Genomic DNA, 15,290 nt, shown 5'->3' on the forward strand with positions numbered 1-15,290 from the left:
TTAGCCCTCCTTCTTCTGCTCTGCGCGCTGGCGGCGCTGGCCACCGCGGCGGGGACGGCGGTCACCGCGGCCGCGGCGGTCGTTGCCCGGAGCGTTCAGCTCGGACTCACGCACGCCACCAACGACGTCGCCCTTGTAGATCCACACCTTGACACCGATGTTGCCGAAGGTGGTCTCTGCCTCTGCAATGCCGTAGTCGATCTCCGCACGCAGGGTGTGGAGCGGGACACGGCCTTCGTGGTAGCGCTCGACGCGGGACATCTCGGCACCGCCGAGACGGCCGGAGCACTGAATCTTGATGCCTTTGACCTGCGGCTGGCGCATGGCGGACTGGATAGCCTTGCGCATCGCGCGGCGGAAGGCCACACGGTTGACAAGCTGCTCAGCCACGTTCTGTGCGACCAGTGCGGCGTTGGCGTCGACGTTCTTGACCTCGAGGATGTTGAGGGCGACCATCTTGCCGGTGAGCTTCTCCAGCTCACGGCGGATGCGGTCAGCCTCAGCACCGCGGCGGCCGATGACGATGCCCGGACGTGCTGTGTGGATGTCCACGCGGACGCGGTCGCGGGTGCGCTCGATGACGACGTCGGCGATGCCGGCGCGCTGCAGGTTCTTGGTCAGGAACTCGCGGATCTTGATGTCTTCAGCGACGTAGTCCGCGTAGGACTTGTCGGCGTACCAGTGGGACTTCCAGTCGGAAGTGATGCCCAGCCGGAGGCCGTGCGGGTGGATTTTCTGACCCATTGTTTAAGCCTCCTTCTGGCTCTCAACTACCACGGTGATGTGGCAGGTGCGCTTACGGATCTGGAAGGCGCGGCCCTGGGCGCGCGGCTGGTAGCGGCGCATCGTCGGGCCTTCGTTGGCGTATGCCTCGGAGATGACCAGCGTGCGCGGGTCAAGACCGAAGTTGTTCTCGGCGTTCGCTGCTGCGGACGCGACGACCTTGGCCACCTGGGTGGACACGGACTGCGGCGCGTACTTCAGGATCGCCAGGGCCTCGGACACGGACTTGCCGCGGACGAGGTCGAGGACGCGGTTCGCCTTCATCTGGGAAGTGCGCACGTACTTCGCGGTTGCGCGTGCGGAAGTGATCGTTTCACTCATCGCTTATCGACGCCCCTTCTCTTCCTTGACGTGACCCTTGAAGGTCTTGGTCGGTGCGAACTCACCGAGCTTGTGGCCGACCATGGACTCGTCGATGAACACCGGCACGTGCTTGCGGCCGTCGTGGACGGCGAAGGTGTGACCGATGAAATCGGGGAGAATGGTCGAACGGCGGGACCAGGTCTTGATGACCTGCTTGGTGCCAGCCTCGTTCTGTGCGTCCACCTTGTTGAGGAGGTGTTCGTCGACGAACGGGCCTTTCTTCAGGCTGCGTGGCATGTGAATTTACCTCCTCTTAGCGCTTCTTGTTCGGGCGGCGGCGGCGCACGATCATGTTGTTGGAATAACGGTTCGGGTTGCGGGTGCGACCTTCCTTCTGGCCCCACGGGGAAACCGGGTGGCGGCCACCGGAGGTCTTGCCCTCGCCACCACCGTGCGGGTGGTCGACCGGGTTCATGACAACACCACGGACAGTGGGCCTCCAGCCCTTCCAGCGCATACGGCCGGCCTTGCCCCAACGGATGTTGATCTGGTCAGCGTTGCCGACCTCACCGACGGTCGCGCGGCAGCGGATGTCCACGCGGCGGATCTCGGAGGACGGCATACGCAGGACTGCGTAGCTGCCTTCCTTACCCAGCAGCTGGATGGACGCGCCGGCGGAACGTGCCAGCTTCGCACCTGCGCCCGGCTTCAGCTCCACAGCGTGGATGGTGGTACCGGTCGGGATGTTGCGCAGCGGCAGGTTGTTGCCGACCTTGATGTCGGCGTTGGCGCCAGCCTCGACGACGGTGCCCTGGGTCAGGCCCTTCGGTGCGATGATGTAGCGCTTCTCGCCGTCTGCGTAGTGCAGCAGCGCGATGTTGGCGGTGCGGTTCGGGTCGTACTCGATGTGTGCGACCTTCGCCGGCACGCCGTCCTTGTCGGAGCGGCGGAAGTCGATCACGCGCCACTGGCGCTTGTGTCCACCGCCGCGGTGACGGGTGGTGATGTGGCCGTGGGAGTTACGGCCACCCTTCTTCGGGAGCGGGCGCACCAGCGACTTCTCCGGAGTCGAGCGAGTGATCTCCTCGAACTCGGAAACGGAGCTGAAGCGGCGACCCGGAGTTGTCGGCTTGTACTTACGAATAGCCATAGTGTGTCCTTTTCAATCAGGCCACCTTTGGGGGTGCTGTCTGCCCTTAGGCAGTAGCGCCGCCAAAGATGTCGATGGAGTCGCTGCCCTCGCGGAGGGTGACGTAGGCGCGCTTGGTGTCCTTCCGCTTGCCCCAGCCGGTGCGGGAACGCTTGCGCTTGCCCTCGCGGTTGGCGGTGTTCACGGATGCGACCTTCACGCCGAAGATATCCTCCACGGCAATCTTGATCTGGGTCTTGTTCGCGTTCGGGTTGACGTAGAACGTATAGGTGTTCTGCTCCATCAGCGCGTAGGTCTTCTCGGAGACGACCGGGGCGATGATGATGTCGCGCGAGTTAGCGGTCTTAGCCATTAGTTCTCCTCGCTTTCTGCGGCTGCGGCCACGGCGGCGTCAGCGCGGTTGACGAAGTCGTGCAGAGCCTCGACAGAGAAGACGACATCGTCTGCGTTGAGCACGTCGTACGCGTTCAGCTGACCCGGCTCGAGGATTGTCACGCCCGGCAGGTTCCGTGCGGAAAGACGGGAGTTGGCGTCCTCGCGGCCGATGACCAGCAGCACCGACTTGCGGTCGGTGAGGCGCTCGATGAAAGCGCGTGCGGACTTCGTCGACGGGGTCTGGCCAGGAACGAGCTCCTCGACCACGTGGATGCGGTCGTTCTGGGCGCGGTTGGTCAGGGCGCCGGCGAGAGCTGCCTTGATCATCTTCTTCGGGGTGCGCTGGGCGTAGGAGCGCGGCTGCGGACCGTGGACGGTGCCGCCGCCGGTGAAGTGCGGCGCACGGATCGAGCCCTGGCGGGCGCGACCGGTGCCCTTCTGGCGGAACGGCTTCTTGCCGCCGCCGGCGACCATGCCACGAGTCTTCGTGGCGTGGGTGCCCTGGCGCTTAGCAGCGAGCTGCGCGATGACAACCTGATGCATCAGCGGCACGGATGCCTCGCGGTCGAAGAACTCGGCCGGGAGTTCGACGGAACCCTTGGTGGCTCCATCAGCGGTGTGGACATCGAGTGTCAGTGTCATGCGTGAGCACCGCCCTTCACTGCGGTCTTGACGGTGACCAGGCTGCCCTTGGCACCAGGGATGGCGCCCTTGATCAGGAGCAGGTTCGAGTCGCCGTCGATCCTTTGAATCTTGAGGTTCTGGGTGGTCACACGGTTGCCGCCCATGCGGCCAGCCATGCGGGTGCCTTTGAACACGCGGCCCGGGGTGGCGCAGCCACCGATGGAGCCGACGCGGCGGTGCGAAGCCTGGTTACCGTGAGCGGCACCCTGGCCTGCGAAGCCGTGGCGTTTCATGGCGCCTGCGTAGCCCTTGCCCTTGGTAGTGCCGGCAACGTCGACGACGGTATCGCCCTCGAAGATGTTGACGGTCACTTCCTGGCCGAGCTCGTAAGCAGAGGTGTCGTCCATGCGGATCTCTGCCACGTGGCGGCGCGGGTTCTGGCCGGCCTTCTTGTAGTGGCCCGCCTGCGGCTTCTTTGCCTTACGGGGGTCAATTTCGCCGTAGGCGATCTGGATGGCGGAATAGCCATCGGTCTCTTCAGTGCGGATCTGGGTGACAACGCACGGCCCAGCCTCGACGACGGTGACCGGAATGACCCGGTTCTCCTCGTCGAAGATCTGGGTCATACCGAGCTTGCGGCCCAGAATGCCCTTGATCTCGTTAGTCATATGTCTGGTTCTCCCTACTGGATGTTCACGTCAACGCTCGCGGGGAGGTCGATGCGCATGAGGGCATCAACCGTCTTCGGCGTCGGGTCGAGGATGTCGATGAGGCGCTTGTGGGTGCGCATCTCGAAGTGCTCGCGCGAGTCCTTGTACTTGTGGGGAGAACGAATAACGGCGTACACGTTCTTTTCAGTGGGCAACGGCACCGGTCCAACGACGCGGGCACCCGTGCGGGTGACCGTCTCAACGATCTTCTTCGCGGATGCGTCGATCGCTTCGTGGTCGTAGGCCTTGAGCCGAATGCGGATCTTCTGTCCCGCCACGTTAACCTCTTCCTCGCTTCCCACGTTTTGTCGTTAATTCCCTTTTCAAGGTTGTCCGACGAAAAGAGGTGGGTTGGTTAGCTTGCTGTTTCTCTATAACGTTGTCCGGTTTGTGGGCCGGCACCAACGCCAGTGTCTGTTCAAACGAATGACCGCCATGACAATCGGCGGAAGGTGCGCACGCGAATAAACAACGCGTTTGTCAGTGCTTCCGCTGGGAACGAGTCCCCATCGTCAGGCTCGGAAGGGGTCATGTGGGGCAACCGCCTATCGACGATCACACCTACGTGGCCCTTACGTACTGCCGCTGTTTATTTGCCATGCCCCTTCTCCGGTCCCCGGTCTCGAGAGTGCCGACTCTTCTGGTGGCCTGTGCCCGATCGCGGGTCCTTCGTCGATAAGCATGAAGCCTATCGTGCAAAGGTGTCATGTTCGCCTTACCAACAGCGCTGATGCGCCGTGTTAAAGCAACCCGAGTATTCAAACACACAGGTCGGCGAAAAGGCAAACTGCCTTGGAGGACGTCTTCTTGGAGGACATCTTATTGTATCGAAATGGTGTCGATTGTCGCCGTTCATGGCCCGGCCGGGTTTTTCCACATAAGATGGGTTTTTGTTACGCCGGTCGGTTTTACCGGCGGATCCACTGCACTCGCTAAAACCAGAAATCTTCCAGCGAAAGGATTGCCATGGCTGACAAGAAGGCTGACCAGACCAACACCACCCCGGGCAACGACGGCTCCACCACCGTCGAAGCGCAGAACCAGTCGCGCAACGAGGTCCTGGAGACCGAGCACGGCACCACAGTCATCGACGACAATGTGGTGGGCAAAATCGCCGGCATTGCCGCGCGCGAGGTGTCCGGTGTGCACAACCTGGGTGGCGGCGCCGCCCGCATGTGGGGTGCTGTGCGCGAGTCCCTGACGTCCTCCACCAACGTCCAGCAAGGCGTCAACGTCGCTGTGGAGAACGGCCACGCGAGCGTCGCCGTCGCTGTCATCGCCGAGTACGGTGTCGCCATCCACGAGCTGGCGAACGCGATCCGCGAGAACATCACCATCGCGATCACCCGCATGACCGGCCTGATCGTCGACCGCGTCGACGTCACCGTCCACGACGTGAACCTGCCGGAGGACGCTGCTGAGACGGAGCAGGCCCGTTCCGAGAAGTCCAACCAGCAGGCTCTGGACCAGTAAGAATGGCCGCATTCTCCGTCACCCGTGATGCCGCGGAAGCGATCTGCGGTGCGGCGCTGTCAGTCGACGGTGTGGCGGGAGTGTCCGGCGGTCGAATGGGGCGGGCGTTTTTGCGGGTCGACGGCGCACTGATCGAGGGCATTGAGCTTATCGACGTCACCGTCCCCCACCTCGCCCTCCACCTCACCTACGACCTGTCCTCCCGCCGCCAGATCCCCGCGATCGTGGCAGATGTCCGCACCGCGGTGACCTCCCTGCCCGCTTTCGCGGACACGGACGCTGATCCGCGCATCGACGTCGTATTCGATGACGCCGCGTGATCGGCTGCGTGATTAGCCACGCAATGATCCGTGCAATGAACCGCGTCATCATCAACGCTCAAGAAATGTGGAATTCACATGAACATGTTCTCTAACAAGACCGTCCTCGGTGCCGTCATCGGTGTCGTGCTGGCGTTCGCCCTGATCTTCGGAGGCTGGCTCGGGTTCTTCTTCACGCTGCTGTTCGGCGCCATCGGCGGCGTCGTCGGCGCGCAGCTGGAGGGCCGCATCGACCTGGCTGAGCTGGTCAGCACAACCTCTGGGCGGGGTCGTGGGTAATGGATCCAGCCTCGTACCGCATTAGCGAAAAGGCCGTCGAGCGCGTCGCCGAGGTCGCGGTGCTGTCCGTCCCGGGCGTGCGCGAGATCGACGCGAAGCTCGCCGGTTTGGCGGGCCGGAGCTTCCCGCGCGTCAGCGCGCAGATCGACCGTCCGGCCGGCTCCGTGATCTTCGACGTGGAGCTCGTCAGCTCGTATCCGGCCCCGGTCGGCGCGATCACCGACGAGGTGCGCCAGACCGTGGGGTCCCACGTGGAAACGCTGACGGGTCTCACGGTGCAGAAGGTCAATATTGTCGTTGTGGACGCCGAGTCCGCGGACACGGGCACCCGCGTCACCCGCGACGAGCTCCTGCACCACCCGTCCGGCATCGCCCCGGCGGCGATCCGCGTCGCGCAGTCGCGCGTTGTCTCCCCGTCCGTGAAGCCCCCGATCCGTCTCGCCGAGATCGCTGTGGATGACTCGACGTACAACCGCATCGCTTCCGTCGAAACGCCGGAGCCAGTGGCCGTCCGGCACGCCACCGCTCCTCTGCCGCCGCACCCGCGGCCGGTGGAACTCCCAGCCCCGCTCCGGGTGCGCCGCGTGGATGCCCCCGAGCCGATCCGCCCGTCCGCGCCCGGTGTGCCGGAGCAGGCACCGCTGCGTGCCGTCGGCATCGAGAATCCGACCGCAGTCCGCCACATCGCACCGCCGGTGCCCGCACCGCTGAAGAAAATCGGCCTGAACCGCTTCGCTCCGCGCATCCCAGTGGAGGTCCCCGCCCAGCAGCCCTTGCGGCTCATCGAGGTGTCGCGGCCCGCACGCCTCGAGCAGGTCTCACTGCCGGCACGCCGTCCGCTGACGCAGATTGAGGTGCGCAGGCCGCGGCATGTGGACGTCGTCAAGCCAATGCCCGAACCGCTCCGCGCGATCAGCGTTCCGAAGCTGGACGTCGTCACACCGCACATTCCGGCGCAGCGTCCGCTCGACCCGGTCACGATCAAGGAGGCGCAGGACCGTGGCTAAAGAAACACAGGAATTCACCGGCCCGCGCTCCGGCGCTGAGCCCAAAGGCACCCCGTCGGTGAGGTGGCTGACCGTCCTCCTCGGGCTTCTGCTGCTCGCCCTGTCCGGCATCATCGGCCGCGATCTGTGGTACCGCTACCAGGAGAACGACCCGGAGAACTCGTGGGTGCGCCCCGTGCTCGACTGGCTGGGCACCGCCGCCGTCAACCCGGCTGGTGTCGCGATCGGCATCGTAGTCGCGCTGGTCGGCCTCTGGCTGGTCATCGCCGCGCTCAAGCCGCGGCCGCGCCGCTACGTGCAGGTCAACTCCGCCTCCTCCATCTGGATGCGGCCCGTCGACATTGCACGCAAGGCCACCGCGTCCGCGCGCTCGGAGCTGGGACGAGCGAATATCGCGTCGCGCGCAACCCGCAAGAAGCTCACCGTGAACGTCGAAGACGACGGCTCACCGGGCATCGACCAGCGCCTCACCGAGGTGCTCAACGGCGAAATGCAGCGACTCACCCGCACGCCGAAAGTCCGCGTCAACGTCCACCGTCCGACCCAAGCTGAGGAGCTGGCATGACACGCACACTCGCATTCTTCGACCGGCTGATCATCTTCCTGCTGGGGCTGCTCCTGCTCGTCGGGGGGCTGATCCCCGCGGCGCTGTACTGGGACATCCCGTACGTCTCCGAGTACGTGCGGGGCATCAACCGCTCGCTACTGACCGACGTGCCGGGAATGAACTGGTACACCGGCGCCCTTGTGGGCACGTTGATCGGTGCGCTGATCCTCGGCTTGTGGATCATCATGCCGAATATCCGCAACCGCAGCTTCAACAACCGCTTCATCGAGCCCGAGCAGCCCGAGCTGGGTGAAACCCGCATCAACGTGGCCCGCATCGCGCAGGCGGCGTGCGCCCACGCGGAGCAGACGGAGATCGTGAATTCCGCTAAGCCGTCCGTCGCGATCGTCGGCGACCGCCCCACAGCGACGTTCACGGTCACGGCCAACCCGGATTTCCCGCTGGAGACCGTCGTGGCTTACGTCGAGCAGATGGACGCGGACTTCCGCGACGCGGTGGACACGATGGACATCGACACCGTGTTCAAGCTGCACCTGGACAAGGTCGCCGCTTAAGTTTCCACGAGCAGAAGCTTATCGACGACCCCCAGCACCCCATCTCCCCCACCCGACGGCACGTAGACGAAGTTCTCGCCGACACGGCAACGCACGACCTGGTTCCAGGCGTGCGTTGTCTTTTTCACGGTGCGACCCTCCACCTGCCAGATGTGCAAGCGCTGCGTGATCAGCACCCGCGTTCCACCCTCGAGGACGGCCAGCCAGACGTTGTTGCCTATGTCCTCGCGCTCCACGCTTTCGGGGCCCGCGCCGCCTCCGCTGTGGTGGGCGGCGTCGTCCAGCCGGGAAATCAGTGTGATCACTCCGAGCCGGTGCTCCATACCTTCACTGTCGGCGACAACGAGCATCCGTCCCGGCCCCGTCGGCCGCACAGTGCTGTACGACCACACACTGGGTTGCCTCTCTCGGTCCCCCATTGCGCGCACCACGACATCGCCGCCCTCCGTGAGGGTCACGCGGTGGTGCGGCGAGGTGGTCTCAACCAGAAAGCTGGACTCGACTAGCCCGGATTCGGTTCGTGGAAGTTCTGCCGGGTGCGCTTGAGCCTCGGCGACGAGCAGTTCCTCTAGTTCTTCGTCCACCGTTCCCCAGCCCGCGCCGCGGTTAGCGAGGATTCCGAACAGCGTCGCCAGCGGCACATCCGGTTGGCCCTCCCATGTCTGGCGCAACCGGTCGAGAATCCGGGGAATACGAGTCGGGTCTTCCACCCCAGCGAGTTTACGCATCCCCGTAGCACTGCTGTCACCGTGCGCCTCCCGTTTTCGGGCGTGCTGCAGTGGGCGGTCCCGCGGGGTGTTTGTGCGGGATCGCCGTATCAGCCGACGAGTAGGTGGCTATGTGCCAGCATTCAGGCATGCGCCAGTAGTCGGTCACGTCCCATCAGTCGGGTTCGTGTCCTCAGCCGGGCAGCGCCGGGATGTTGCTTATGCCCCGAAGAGTTGGTGCATTGCCCCGTAGGGGTGCCGGTCGTTTTTCACTGCCGCCCCGCCCGGGGACACCCACGTCGGGGTCGCCGCCCTGATCTCTATTCGCCCCCGGTGCCTGTGCTTCGGGTCATCATCGTTGGTGCGGTTGTGATACCGGCACAAAACACTCAAATTCGCCATATTCGTCTCCCCACCCTGCGACCACGCAGTGACATGGTGAACCTCGCAATTATCCGCCGCATGCCGGCACCCCGGCACCGGACACGTCGTAAGCATCAAACGGGCCAAATCCCTCTGCTTGGCATTAGCCAAACGCTGCTCCCGGTACAGGTTGACCGCACCAGCCTCCGGGGCAAACAAACCGACACCAAGTTGCGCACCGTGGACCTCGTTGAGATACTGCGCCCCTGTCATCGTGGTGCCATTGCTCAACCCCAACACAACGTCATCACCCTCACCAGCGAGGATCTTGGTGTAGTCAGGCAAAGCAATCAGCACCATCGGCCGCGCCACAGACACCCCCACACCACCACTGCTGCTGTTGCCGTCACCGTTGGCAGCGATCACATCGACGAATGCCTCATACATCTGCGGGCCCGCCGCACGATCCGGTGCAACACCACGGCGCAACGCATACTCAAGAGCAGCCATAGTGCGCTCATCACCTGTGATAGTGCAGGTGCGCATATTCTTGCGTGACCCGGTAAACCGGACCGTGGCAGCAGGGGCAGGCCGATCGTCACGATCCGGAACAATCCGGCGTGCCTGACGCTTCAACGTCTCGTAGTTACCCCGCACCGACAACAGGGCCACACGAAGCGCCCACTTCTCAGCCGGGTCAGAGATCTTCCTCATCCGGTGCTCGATCAGCGCCAGCTGGTCAAAAGTCTTCTTCGTATCCCGGGCGATCGCCACAGCTTGACGTTGCTTCCTCCTGAACCGGGAAGGCCCGAAATAAATCCGGTGGAGGGTATTCCACTCGGTGACGGTAGCGGGCTTGATTCCGGCACGCGTCGCTGCCTGACGGTCAAAACCCGCCAAAATGGTCAAAGGGTCAGCCAACGTCGTGATGAATGCGTCGAAATCGTTCATGCCCCAAACGCTAAACCCACAAAAGCATCCCCGACACCCCACCGGCTCAAACCTGTGGACAAACACAACTTATCCACAAGGCCAACACCAACACGCTGCCCAGAATCCCCGCTGACACGGAAAAACCGCAGCGCCCACAAAGTCTCAACGGGCGGGAAAAGAGAGAGCACGAGACGTCGATAAGCAAGCAAAAAGCCGCACCCCCTTAAAGGGATGCGGCTTCTCTAGAACCTAGCTAGTGACTAGTCCAGGATCTTGGTGACGCGGCCAGCGCCGACGGTGCGGGAGCCCTCGCGGATAGCGAAGCGCAGGCCCTCGTCCATGGCGACCGGCTGGATGAGCTCGACGGACATGTCGACGTTGTCGCCCGGCATGACCATCTCGGTGCCCTCCGGCAGCTTCACAACACCGGTCACGTCGGTGGTGCGGAAGTAGAACTGCGGACGGTAGTTGTCGAAGAACGGGGTGTGGCGGCCGCCCTCGTCCTTGGACAGGACATAGACGGAACCCTCGAACTTGGTGTGCGGGGTGTAAGCGCCCGGTGCGATGACGACCTGACCACGCTCGACATCCTCGCGCTTGAGACCACGGAGCAGCAGAGCAGCGTTGTCGCCGGCCTCAGCGGTGTCGAGAAGCTTGTTGAACATCTCGATGGAGGTGACGGTGGTCTTCTGGGACTTCTCGCGGATACCGATGATCTCGACCTCGTCGTTGAGGTTCAGGACACCACGCTCAACACGGCCGGTAACAACGGTACCGCGGCCGGAAATGGTGAAGATGTCCTCGACCGGCATCAGGAACGGCTTGTCGGTCTCGCGCTCCGGATCCGGGATGGAATCGTCGCAAGCCTGCATGAGGTCCACGACGGACTGGACCCACTTTTCCTCGCCCTCGAGAGCCTTGAGAGCGGAGATGTGGACGATCGGAGCTTCCTCGTCGTAGTCCTGCTCTGCGAGCAGCTCGCGGATCTCCATCTCGACGAGCTCGATGATCTCTTCGTCGTCGACCATGTCGCACTTGTTCAGTGCAACGAGGATGTACGGAACGCCGACCTGACGGGCGAGCAGCACGTGCTCGCGGGTCTGCGGCATCGGGCCGTCGGTAGCAGCAACCACGAGGATCGCGCCGTCCATCTGAGCAGCACCGGTAATCATGTTCTTGATGTAGTCGGCGTGGCCCGGGGCGTCAACGTGAGCGTAGTGGCGCTTCGGGGTGTTGTACTCCACGTGGGAGATGTTGATGGTAATGCCGCGCTCGCGCTCCTCCGGAGCCTTATCGATCGAGTCGAAAGCGAAAGCCTTGTTCTCCTCCGGGTACTGGTCAGCCAGCACCTTGGTGATAGCGGCGGTGGTGGTGGTCTTGCCGTGGTCGACGTGACCGATGGTGCCGATGTTCACGTGCGGCTTAGAGCGCTCGAACTTTTCCTTTGCCACTGTTTGTCCTCCTGGACGTGCATGTGACTACGACTCTCGCAGCCACGTGGTTTACTTCTGCCTTGCTTTCATTTCCTAGCACGCGGTCCACCGTGGTCCACCATTCAGGTGTAGCGAACCGGTGCGTCGGGCATGGAAACAATGGCCATTTCACAATGTGCCAGTTACATGATCCTAGATTTGTTAACGCCGTTTTTCAAACCATGGCGGGGAGTATTTCAACCCTCGCTCGCGGTCAATCGGGCGACCCACTCTTGGTGGACCCACCTAGTGGTAACGGCCGGCTCAAAGTTCCACCTCCTGGGGTGGAACCCTCAGCGCGACCGCTACCGCGGCGCCCGCACTCCCCTAGTGGCACTGGGTTCTAGGGGAGCACCGTTGGCAGCGCGTTTTAGGCGTTGCCGTTGCGCTCGTCGATGATCTCCTGAGCGATGCTGCTCGGAACCTCGGCGTAGGAGTCGAACACCATGGTGAAGTTCGCGCGGCCCGCGGTCGAGGAACGGAGGTCGCCGATGTAGCCGAACATCTCGGACAGCGGGACCTTCGCCTTGACGACCTTGGCGCCGGAGCGGTCCTCCATTGCGAAGACCTGGCCGCGGCGGGAGCTGATGTCACCGTTGACGGTACCCATGTACTCCTCCGGGGTGACGACCTCGACGGCCATCATCGGCTCGAGCAGGACCGGCTTCGCCTTGGCGACGGCTTCCTTCAGCACCTGGGAACCAGCGAGCTTGAACGCCATCTCCGAGGAGTCGACATCGTGGTAAGCGCCGTCCTCGAGGGTGGCCTTGATGTTCACCAGCGGGTAGCCGGCGAGGTAGCCGTACTGCATGGCGTCTTGGATACCGGCGTCGACGGACGGGATGTACTCCTTCGGCACGCGGCCACCGGTGACGGCGTTCTCGAACTTGTAGGTTGCGGTCTCGCCCTCTTCCAGGGCCTCCGGGTCCGGCTCGTACGGCTCGATGGTGACGATGACCTTCGCGAACTGGCCGGAACCACCGGTCTGCTTTTTGTGGGTGTAGTCGAGGGACTCGACCTTCTTGCGGATGGTCTCGCGGTATGCCACCTGCGGGGAACCGATGTTCGCCTCGACCTTGAACTCGCGCTTCATGCGGTCGACGAGGACGTCGAGGTGGAGCTCGCCCATGCCGCCGATGACGGTCTGGCCAGACTCTTCGTCGAGCTTGACGGTGAAGGTCGGATCCTCTTCAGCGAGCTTCTGGATGGCGGCGCCCAGCTTCTCCTGGTCGGCCTTAGTCTTCGGCTCGATGGCGACCTGGATCACCGGATCCGGGAAGTCCATGGACTCTAGGATGATCGGGTGGTCCGGGTTGCAGAGGGTGTCACCGGTGGTGGTCTCCTTCAGACCGATGAACGCGTAGATGTTGCCGGCATCGGCGTGCTCGACCGGGTTCTCCTTATTCGCGTGCATCTGGAAGAGCTTGCCCACGCGCTCCTTCTTGTTCTTAGTGGAGTTGAGCATCTGCTCGCCCGGAATTGCCTGGCCGGAGTAGACGCGCACGTAGGTGAGCTTGCCGAAGAACGGGTGCACAGCGATCTTGAACGCCAGTGCGGAGAACGGCTCCTCGACGGACGGCTTACGGGTCATGGGCTCGTCGGAGTCCATGGCGGTGCCGTGAACCTCGCCGATGTCCAGCGGGCTCGGGAGGAAGTCGACGACAGCGTCGAGAAGCGGCTGGACGCCCTTGTTGCGGTATGCGGTACCGCAGTAGACTGGGTAGATCTCCGAGTCGACCGTCATCTTGCGGATGGCGCCCTTGATCTCGTCGATGGTCAGCTCTTCGCCACCGAAGTACTTCTCCATGAGCTCTTCGTCGGACTCAGCGACGGTCTCGAGCAGCTTCTCGCGGTACTCCTCCGCCTTCTCCTGGAGCTCAGCCGGGATCTCCTCGATGGTCGGCTCAGCGCCGATTTCGACCTTGCCGCGCCAGGTGATGGCCTTCATCTGCAGCAGATCGACGACGCCGTCGAAGTCATCCTCGGCACCGATCGGGAGCTGCATGACCAACGGCTTCGCGCCAAGGCGGTCGATGATGGTCTGCACGGTGTAGTAGAAGTCGGCACCGAGCTTGTCCATCTTGTTGACGAAGCAGATACGCGGAACGTCGTACTTTGCGGCCTGGCGCCACACCTGCTCTGACTGCGGCTCAACGCCTTCTTTGCCGTCGAAGACGGCGACAGCGCCGTCGAGGACGCGCAGAGAGCGCTCCACCTCAACGGTGAAATCCACGTGGCCCGGGGTGTCGATGATGTTGATCTGGTTGTTGTTCCAGAAACAGGTCACGGCAGCGGACGTAATGGTGATGCCGCGTTCCTTCTCCTGCTCCATCCAGTCGGTGGTTGCGCCACCGTCGTGGGTCTCGCCGACCTTGCGGTTCAGACCCGTGTAGAAGAGGATGCGCTCGGTCGTGGTCGTCTTACCGGCATCGATGTGGGCCATGATGCCGATGTTGCGGACCTTGTTCAGATCCTTAAGCACTTCTTGTGCCACGTTGTGTACCCCAACTCATGTGTCGTCGACGCCCTGAGCCGTGATCCCCGTGGAAGCGGAGCGACTTGAGACGCCTTGGCGGATATTTTCCTTGGTCGATTGTGCCACTTTATCGCTGATCTGGCATTACGAGGCCGGAAAACCTCGGGCCAGAACCGGCGGGGACCAAGGGAGCGCCCCGCCGGGTACAGCGCAGCGGGAAACTACCAGCGGTAGTGGGCGAAGGCGCGGTTGGCCTCTGCCATCTTGTGGGTGTCCTCGCGGCGCTTCACGGATGCGCCGAGACCATTGGACGCGTCGAGGATCTCGTTGGCGAGACGCTCGGTCATGGAGTTCTCGCGGCGCTGGCGGGTGAAGGTCACCATCCAGCGGAGGGCGAGGGTGGTGGAGCGGCCCGGGCGGACCTCGACCGGGACCTGGTAGGTCGCACCGCCGACGCGGCGGGAACGGACCTCGAGGTCCGGGCGGATGTTGCCCAGTGCCTTCTCCAGGGTGCCCACCGGGTCGGTGCCGGTCTTCTCGCGGCACATCTCGAGCGCGCCGTAGACGATGCGCTGGGCGGTGGACTTCTTGCCGTCCTGGAGGATCTTGTTGATCAGCTGGGTGACCAGCTCGGAGTCGTAAACCGGGTCCTTGACAACGGGACGCTTCGGAGCTTGCTGCTTACGCATTGTTCTTTACTGTCCCTTCTTCGCGCCGTAACGGGAGCGAGCCTGCTTGCGGTCCTTGACGCCCTGGGTGTCCAGTGCGCCGCGGATGATCTTGTAGCGGACACCCGGAAGGTCCTTCACACGGCCGCCGCGGACGAGCACCATGGAGTGCTCCTGCAGGTTGTGGCCCTCACCCGGGATGTAGGCGGAGACCTCGATGCCGGAGGTCAGGCGAACACGGGCGACCTTGCGGAGTGCGGAGTTCGGCTTCTTCGGGGTGGTGGTGTACACGCGGGTGCACACGCCGCGGCGCTGCGGGGAGCCCTTCAGCGCAGCAGTCGCCACCTTCTTGCTTTTGTCGTGACGGCCCTTGCGGACCAGCTGCTGGATAGTTGGCATACCAACTCTTTCTGTTCGGGTTCGCACTCCTCCGGCGCGGACTGGGAGGCGGTCAAACATGCAAAAATGGGGGCTCTTTTTCGGGGCCCTACCGTAATTGCATGAACTACCTCCGCCACCCCGGAG

Annotated in this window: 20 protein-coding genes; 6 read left to right on the top strand and 14 right to left on the bottom strand. The window is 63.4% G+C overall.

What is annotated here, in order from left to right:
* The 8 genes from rpsC to rpsJ are packed head-to-tail and all read right to left on the bottom strand — an operon-like array spanning position 1 to position 4,223.
* On the bottom strand, positions 1–744 hold the full coding sequence (gene rpsC, locus QYR03_RS06565; protein ID WP_259851931.1) for a 30S ribosomal protein S3: 744 nt from the start codon (positions 742–744) through the stop codon (positions 1–3).
* Positions 745–747: 3 nt separating this feature from the next.
* Positions 748–1,104, bottom strand: a complete 357-nt coding sequence (rplV, locus tag QYR03_RS06570; RefSeq protein WP_259851932.1) for a 50S ribosomal protein L22 — start codon at positions 1,102–1,104, stop codon at positions 748–750.
* A 3-nt stretch (positions 1,105–1,107) separates the two neighbouring features.
* Positions 1,108–1,383 carry a 30S ribosomal protein S19 gene (gene rpsS, locus QYR03_RS06575; RefSeq protein WP_005286746.1) on the bottom strand — a complete coding sequence of 92 codons (276 nt, stop codon included), beginning with the start codon at positions 1,381–1,383 and terminating at the stop codon, positions 1,108–1,110.
* Positions 1,384–1,399: 16 nt separating this feature from the next.
* A complete protein-coding gene (gene rplB, locus QYR03_RS06580) occupies positions 1,400–2,236 on the bottom strand; it encodes a 50S ribosomal protein L2 (RefSeq protein WP_259851933.1) in 837 nt (278 codons plus the stop codon).
* 46 nt (positions 2,237–2,282) lie between these two features.
* Positions 2,283–2,588, bottom strand: coding sequence for a 50S ribosomal protein L23 (gene rplW / locus QYR03_RS06585; RefSeq protein WP_259851934.1), 306 nt, complete (start codon positions 2,586–2,588; stop codon positions 2,283–2,285).
* Complete coding sequence (gene rplD, locus QYR03_RS06590) at positions 2,588–3,253, bottom strand: 50S ribosomal protein L4 (RefSeq protein WP_259851935.1); 666 nt, start codon at positions 3,251–3,253, stop codon at positions 2,588–2,590. Before rplD ends, rplW begins: the two co-directional genes overlap by 1 nt.
* On the bottom strand, positions 3,250–3,903 hold the full coding sequence (gene rplC / locus QYR03_RS06595; protein ID WP_259851936.1) for a 50S ribosomal protein L3: 654 nt from the start codon (positions 3,901–3,903) through the stop codon (positions 3,250–3,252). Before rplC ends, rplD begins: the two co-directional genes overlap by 4 nt.
* Positions 3,904–3,917: 14 nt before the next feature.
* Positions 3,918–4,223 (bottom strand): 30S ribosomal protein S10, encoded by a 306-nt coding sequence (rpsJ, locus tag QYR03_RS06600; protein WP_003848085.1) that lies wholly within the window; start codon positions 4,221–4,223, stop codon positions 3,918–3,920.
* A 688-nt stretch (positions 4,224–4,911) separates the two neighbouring features.
* Here rpsJ and QYR03_RS06605 point away from each other — a divergent pair.
* The 6 genes from QYR03_RS06605 (at position 4,912) to QYR03_RS06630 (ending at position 8,146) form a co-directional block, all read left to right on the top strand.
* Positions 4,912–5,418, top strand: a complete 507-nt coding sequence (locus QYR03_RS06605; protein ID WP_301712465.1) for an Asp23/Gls24 family envelope stress response protein — start codon at positions 4,912–4,914, stop codon at positions 5,416–5,418.
* 2 nt (positions 5,419–5,420) lie between these two features.
* The gene (locus tag QYR03_RS06610) at positions 5,421–5,738 is read left to right on the top strand and encodes a hypothetical protein (RefSeq protein ID WP_301712466.1); all 318 of its coding nucleotides are present in this window, start codon (positions 5,421–5,423) and stop codon (positions 5,736–5,738) included.
* A 78-nt stretch (positions 5,739–5,816) separates the two neighbouring features.
* Positions 5,817–6,017: a hypothetical protein gene (locus QYR03_RS06615; RefSeq protein WP_301712467.1), complete on the top strand. Its 201-nt coding sequence runs from the start codon at positions 5,817–5,819 to the stop codon at positions 6,015–6,017.
* Entirely contained in the window at positions 6,017–7,024 is a 1,008-nt protein-coding gene (locus tag QYR03_RS06620; protein ID WP_301712468.1) for an Asp23/Gls24 family envelope stress response protein, read from the top strand. The genes QYR03_RS06615 and QYR03_RS06620 overlap by 1 nt, the downstream gene beginning before the upstream one ends.
* Positions 7,017–7,589, top strand: a complete 573-nt coding sequence (locus QYR03_RS06625; protein WP_301712469.1) for a DUF6286 domain-containing protein — start codon at positions 7,017–7,019, stop codon at positions 7,587–7,589. Before QYR03_RS06620 ends, QYR03_RS06625 begins: the two co-directional genes overlap by 8 nt.
* Positions 7,586–8,146 (top strand): hypothetical protein, encoded by a 561-nt coding sequence (locus QYR03_RS06630; protein ID WP_259851942.1) that lies wholly within the window; start codon positions 7,586–7,588, stop codon positions 8,144–8,146. Before QYR03_RS06625 ends, QYR03_RS06630 begins: the two co-directional genes overlap by 4 nt.
* On the opposite strand, the gene QYR03_RS06635 is transcribed toward QYR03_RS06630, so the two are convergent.
* The 6 genes from QYR03_RS06635 to rpsL all read right to left on the bottom strand — a co-directional run bounded on the left by QYR03_RS06635 (position 8,143) and on the right by rpsL (position 15,164).
* Positions 8,143–8,856 carry a hypothetical protein gene (locus QYR03_RS06635; protein WP_301712470.1) on the bottom strand — a complete coding sequence of 238 codons (714 nt, stop codon included), beginning with the start codon at positions 8,854–8,856 and terminating at the stop codon, positions 8,143–8,145. The two genes, QYR03_RS06630 and QYR03_RS06635, sit on opposite strands and share 4 nt — an antisense overlap.
* Positions 8,857–9,072: 216 nt before the next feature.
* Positions 9,073–10,167 (bottom strand): HNH endonuclease signature motif containing protein, encoded by a 1,095-nt coding sequence (locus QYR03_RS06640; RefSeq protein ID WP_301712471.1) that lies wholly within the window; start codon positions 10,165–10,167, stop codon positions 9,073–9,075.
* Between the two features lie 242 nt (positions 10,168–10,409).
* Entirely contained in the window at positions 10,410–11,600 is a 1,191-nt protein-coding gene (tuf, locus tag QYR03_RS06645) for an elongation factor Tu (protein ID WP_259851770.1), read from the bottom strand.
* 391 nt (positions 11,601–11,991) lie between these two features.
* Positions 11,992–14,115 (bottom strand): elongation factor G, encoded by a 2,124-nt coding sequence (fusA, locus tag QYR03_RS06650; RefSeq protein ID WP_301712472.1) that lies wholly within the window; start codon positions 14,113–14,115, stop codon positions 11,992–11,994.
* A gap of 203 nt (positions 14,116–14,318) precedes the next feature.
* The gene (gene rpsG, locus QYR03_RS06655; RefSeq protein ID WP_210574927.1) at positions 14,319–14,786 is read right to left on the bottom strand and encodes a 30S ribosomal protein S7; all 468 of its coding nucleotides are present in this window, start codon (positions 14,784–14,786) and stop codon (positions 14,319–14,321) included.
* A 6-nt stretch (positions 14,787–14,792) separates the two neighbouring features.
* Complete coding sequence (rpsL, locus tag QYR03_RS06660; protein WP_076598032.1) at positions 14,793–15,164, bottom strand: 30S ribosomal protein S12; 372 nt, start codon at positions 15,162–15,164, stop codon at positions 14,793–14,795.
* Positions 15,165–15,290 lie beyond the last annotated feature (126 nt).

The sequence above is a fragment of the Corynebacterium sp. P4-C1 genome, from assembly GCF_030503595.1.
GTDB lineage: Bacteria > Actinomycetota > Actinomycetes > Mycobacteriales > Mycobacteriaceae > Corynebacterium.

Excerpts from the sequence above, each read along its gene's own strand:
- rpsC (WP_259851931.1), bottom strand. The coding sequence starts at position 744 with ATGGGTCAGAAAATCCACCCGCACGGCCTCCGGCTGGGCATCACTTCC.
- rplV (WP_259851932.1), bottom strand. The coding sequence starts at position 1,104 with ATGAGTGAAACGATCACTTCCGCACGCGCAACCGCGAAGTACGTGCGC.
- rpsS (WP_005286746.1), bottom strand. The coding sequence starts at position 1,383 with ATGCCACGCAGCCTGAAGAAAGGCCCGTTCGTCGACGAACACCTCCTC.
- rplB (WP_259851933.1), bottom strand. The coding sequence starts at position 2,236 with ATGGCTATTCGTAAGTACAAGCCGACAACTCCGGGTCGCCGCTTCAGC.
- rplW (WP_259851934.1), bottom strand. The coding sequence starts at position 2,588 with ATGGCTAAGACCGCTAACTCGCGCGACATCATCATCGCCCCGGTCGTC.
- rplD (WP_259851935.1), bottom strand. The coding sequence starts at position 3,253 with ATGACACTGACACTCGATGTCCACACCGCTGATGGAGCCACCAAGGGT.
- rplC (WP_259851936.1), bottom strand. The coding sequence starts at position 3,903 with ATGACTAACGAGATCAAGGGCATTCTGGGCCGCAAGCTCGGTATGACC.
- QYR03_RS06605 (WP_301712465.1), top strand. The coding sequence starts at position 4,912 with ATGGCTGACAAGAAGGCTGACCAGACCAACACCACCCCGGGCAACGAC.
- QYR03_RS06610 (WP_301712466.1), top strand. The coding sequence starts at position 5,421 with ATGGCCGCATTCTCCGTCACCCGTGATGCCGCGGAAGCGATCTGCGGT.
- QYR03_RS06615 (WP_301712467.1), top strand. The coding sequence starts at position 5,817 with ATGAACATGTTCTCTAACAAGACCGTCCTCGGTGCCGTCATCGGTGTC.
- QYR03_RS06620 (WP_301712468.1), top strand. The coding sequence starts at position 6,017 with ATGGATCCAGCCTCGTACCGCATTAGCGAAAAGGCCGTCGAGCGCGTC.
- QYR03_RS06630 (WP_259851942.1), top strand. The coding sequence starts at position 7,586 with ATGACACGCACACTCGCATTCTTCGACCGGCTGATCATCTTCCTGCTG.
- QYR03_RS06640 (WP_301712471.1), bottom strand. The coding sequence starts at position 10,167 with ATGAACGATTTCGACGCATTCATCACGACGTTGGCTGACCCTTTGACC.
- rpsG (WP_210574927.1), bottom strand. The coding sequence starts at position 14,786 with ATGCGTAAGCAGCAAGCTCCGAAGCGTCCCGTTGTCAAGGACCCGGTT.
- rpsL (WP_076598032.1), bottom strand. The coding sequence starts at position 15,164 with ATGCCAACTATCCAGCAGCTGGTCCGCAAGGGCCGTCACGACAAAAGC.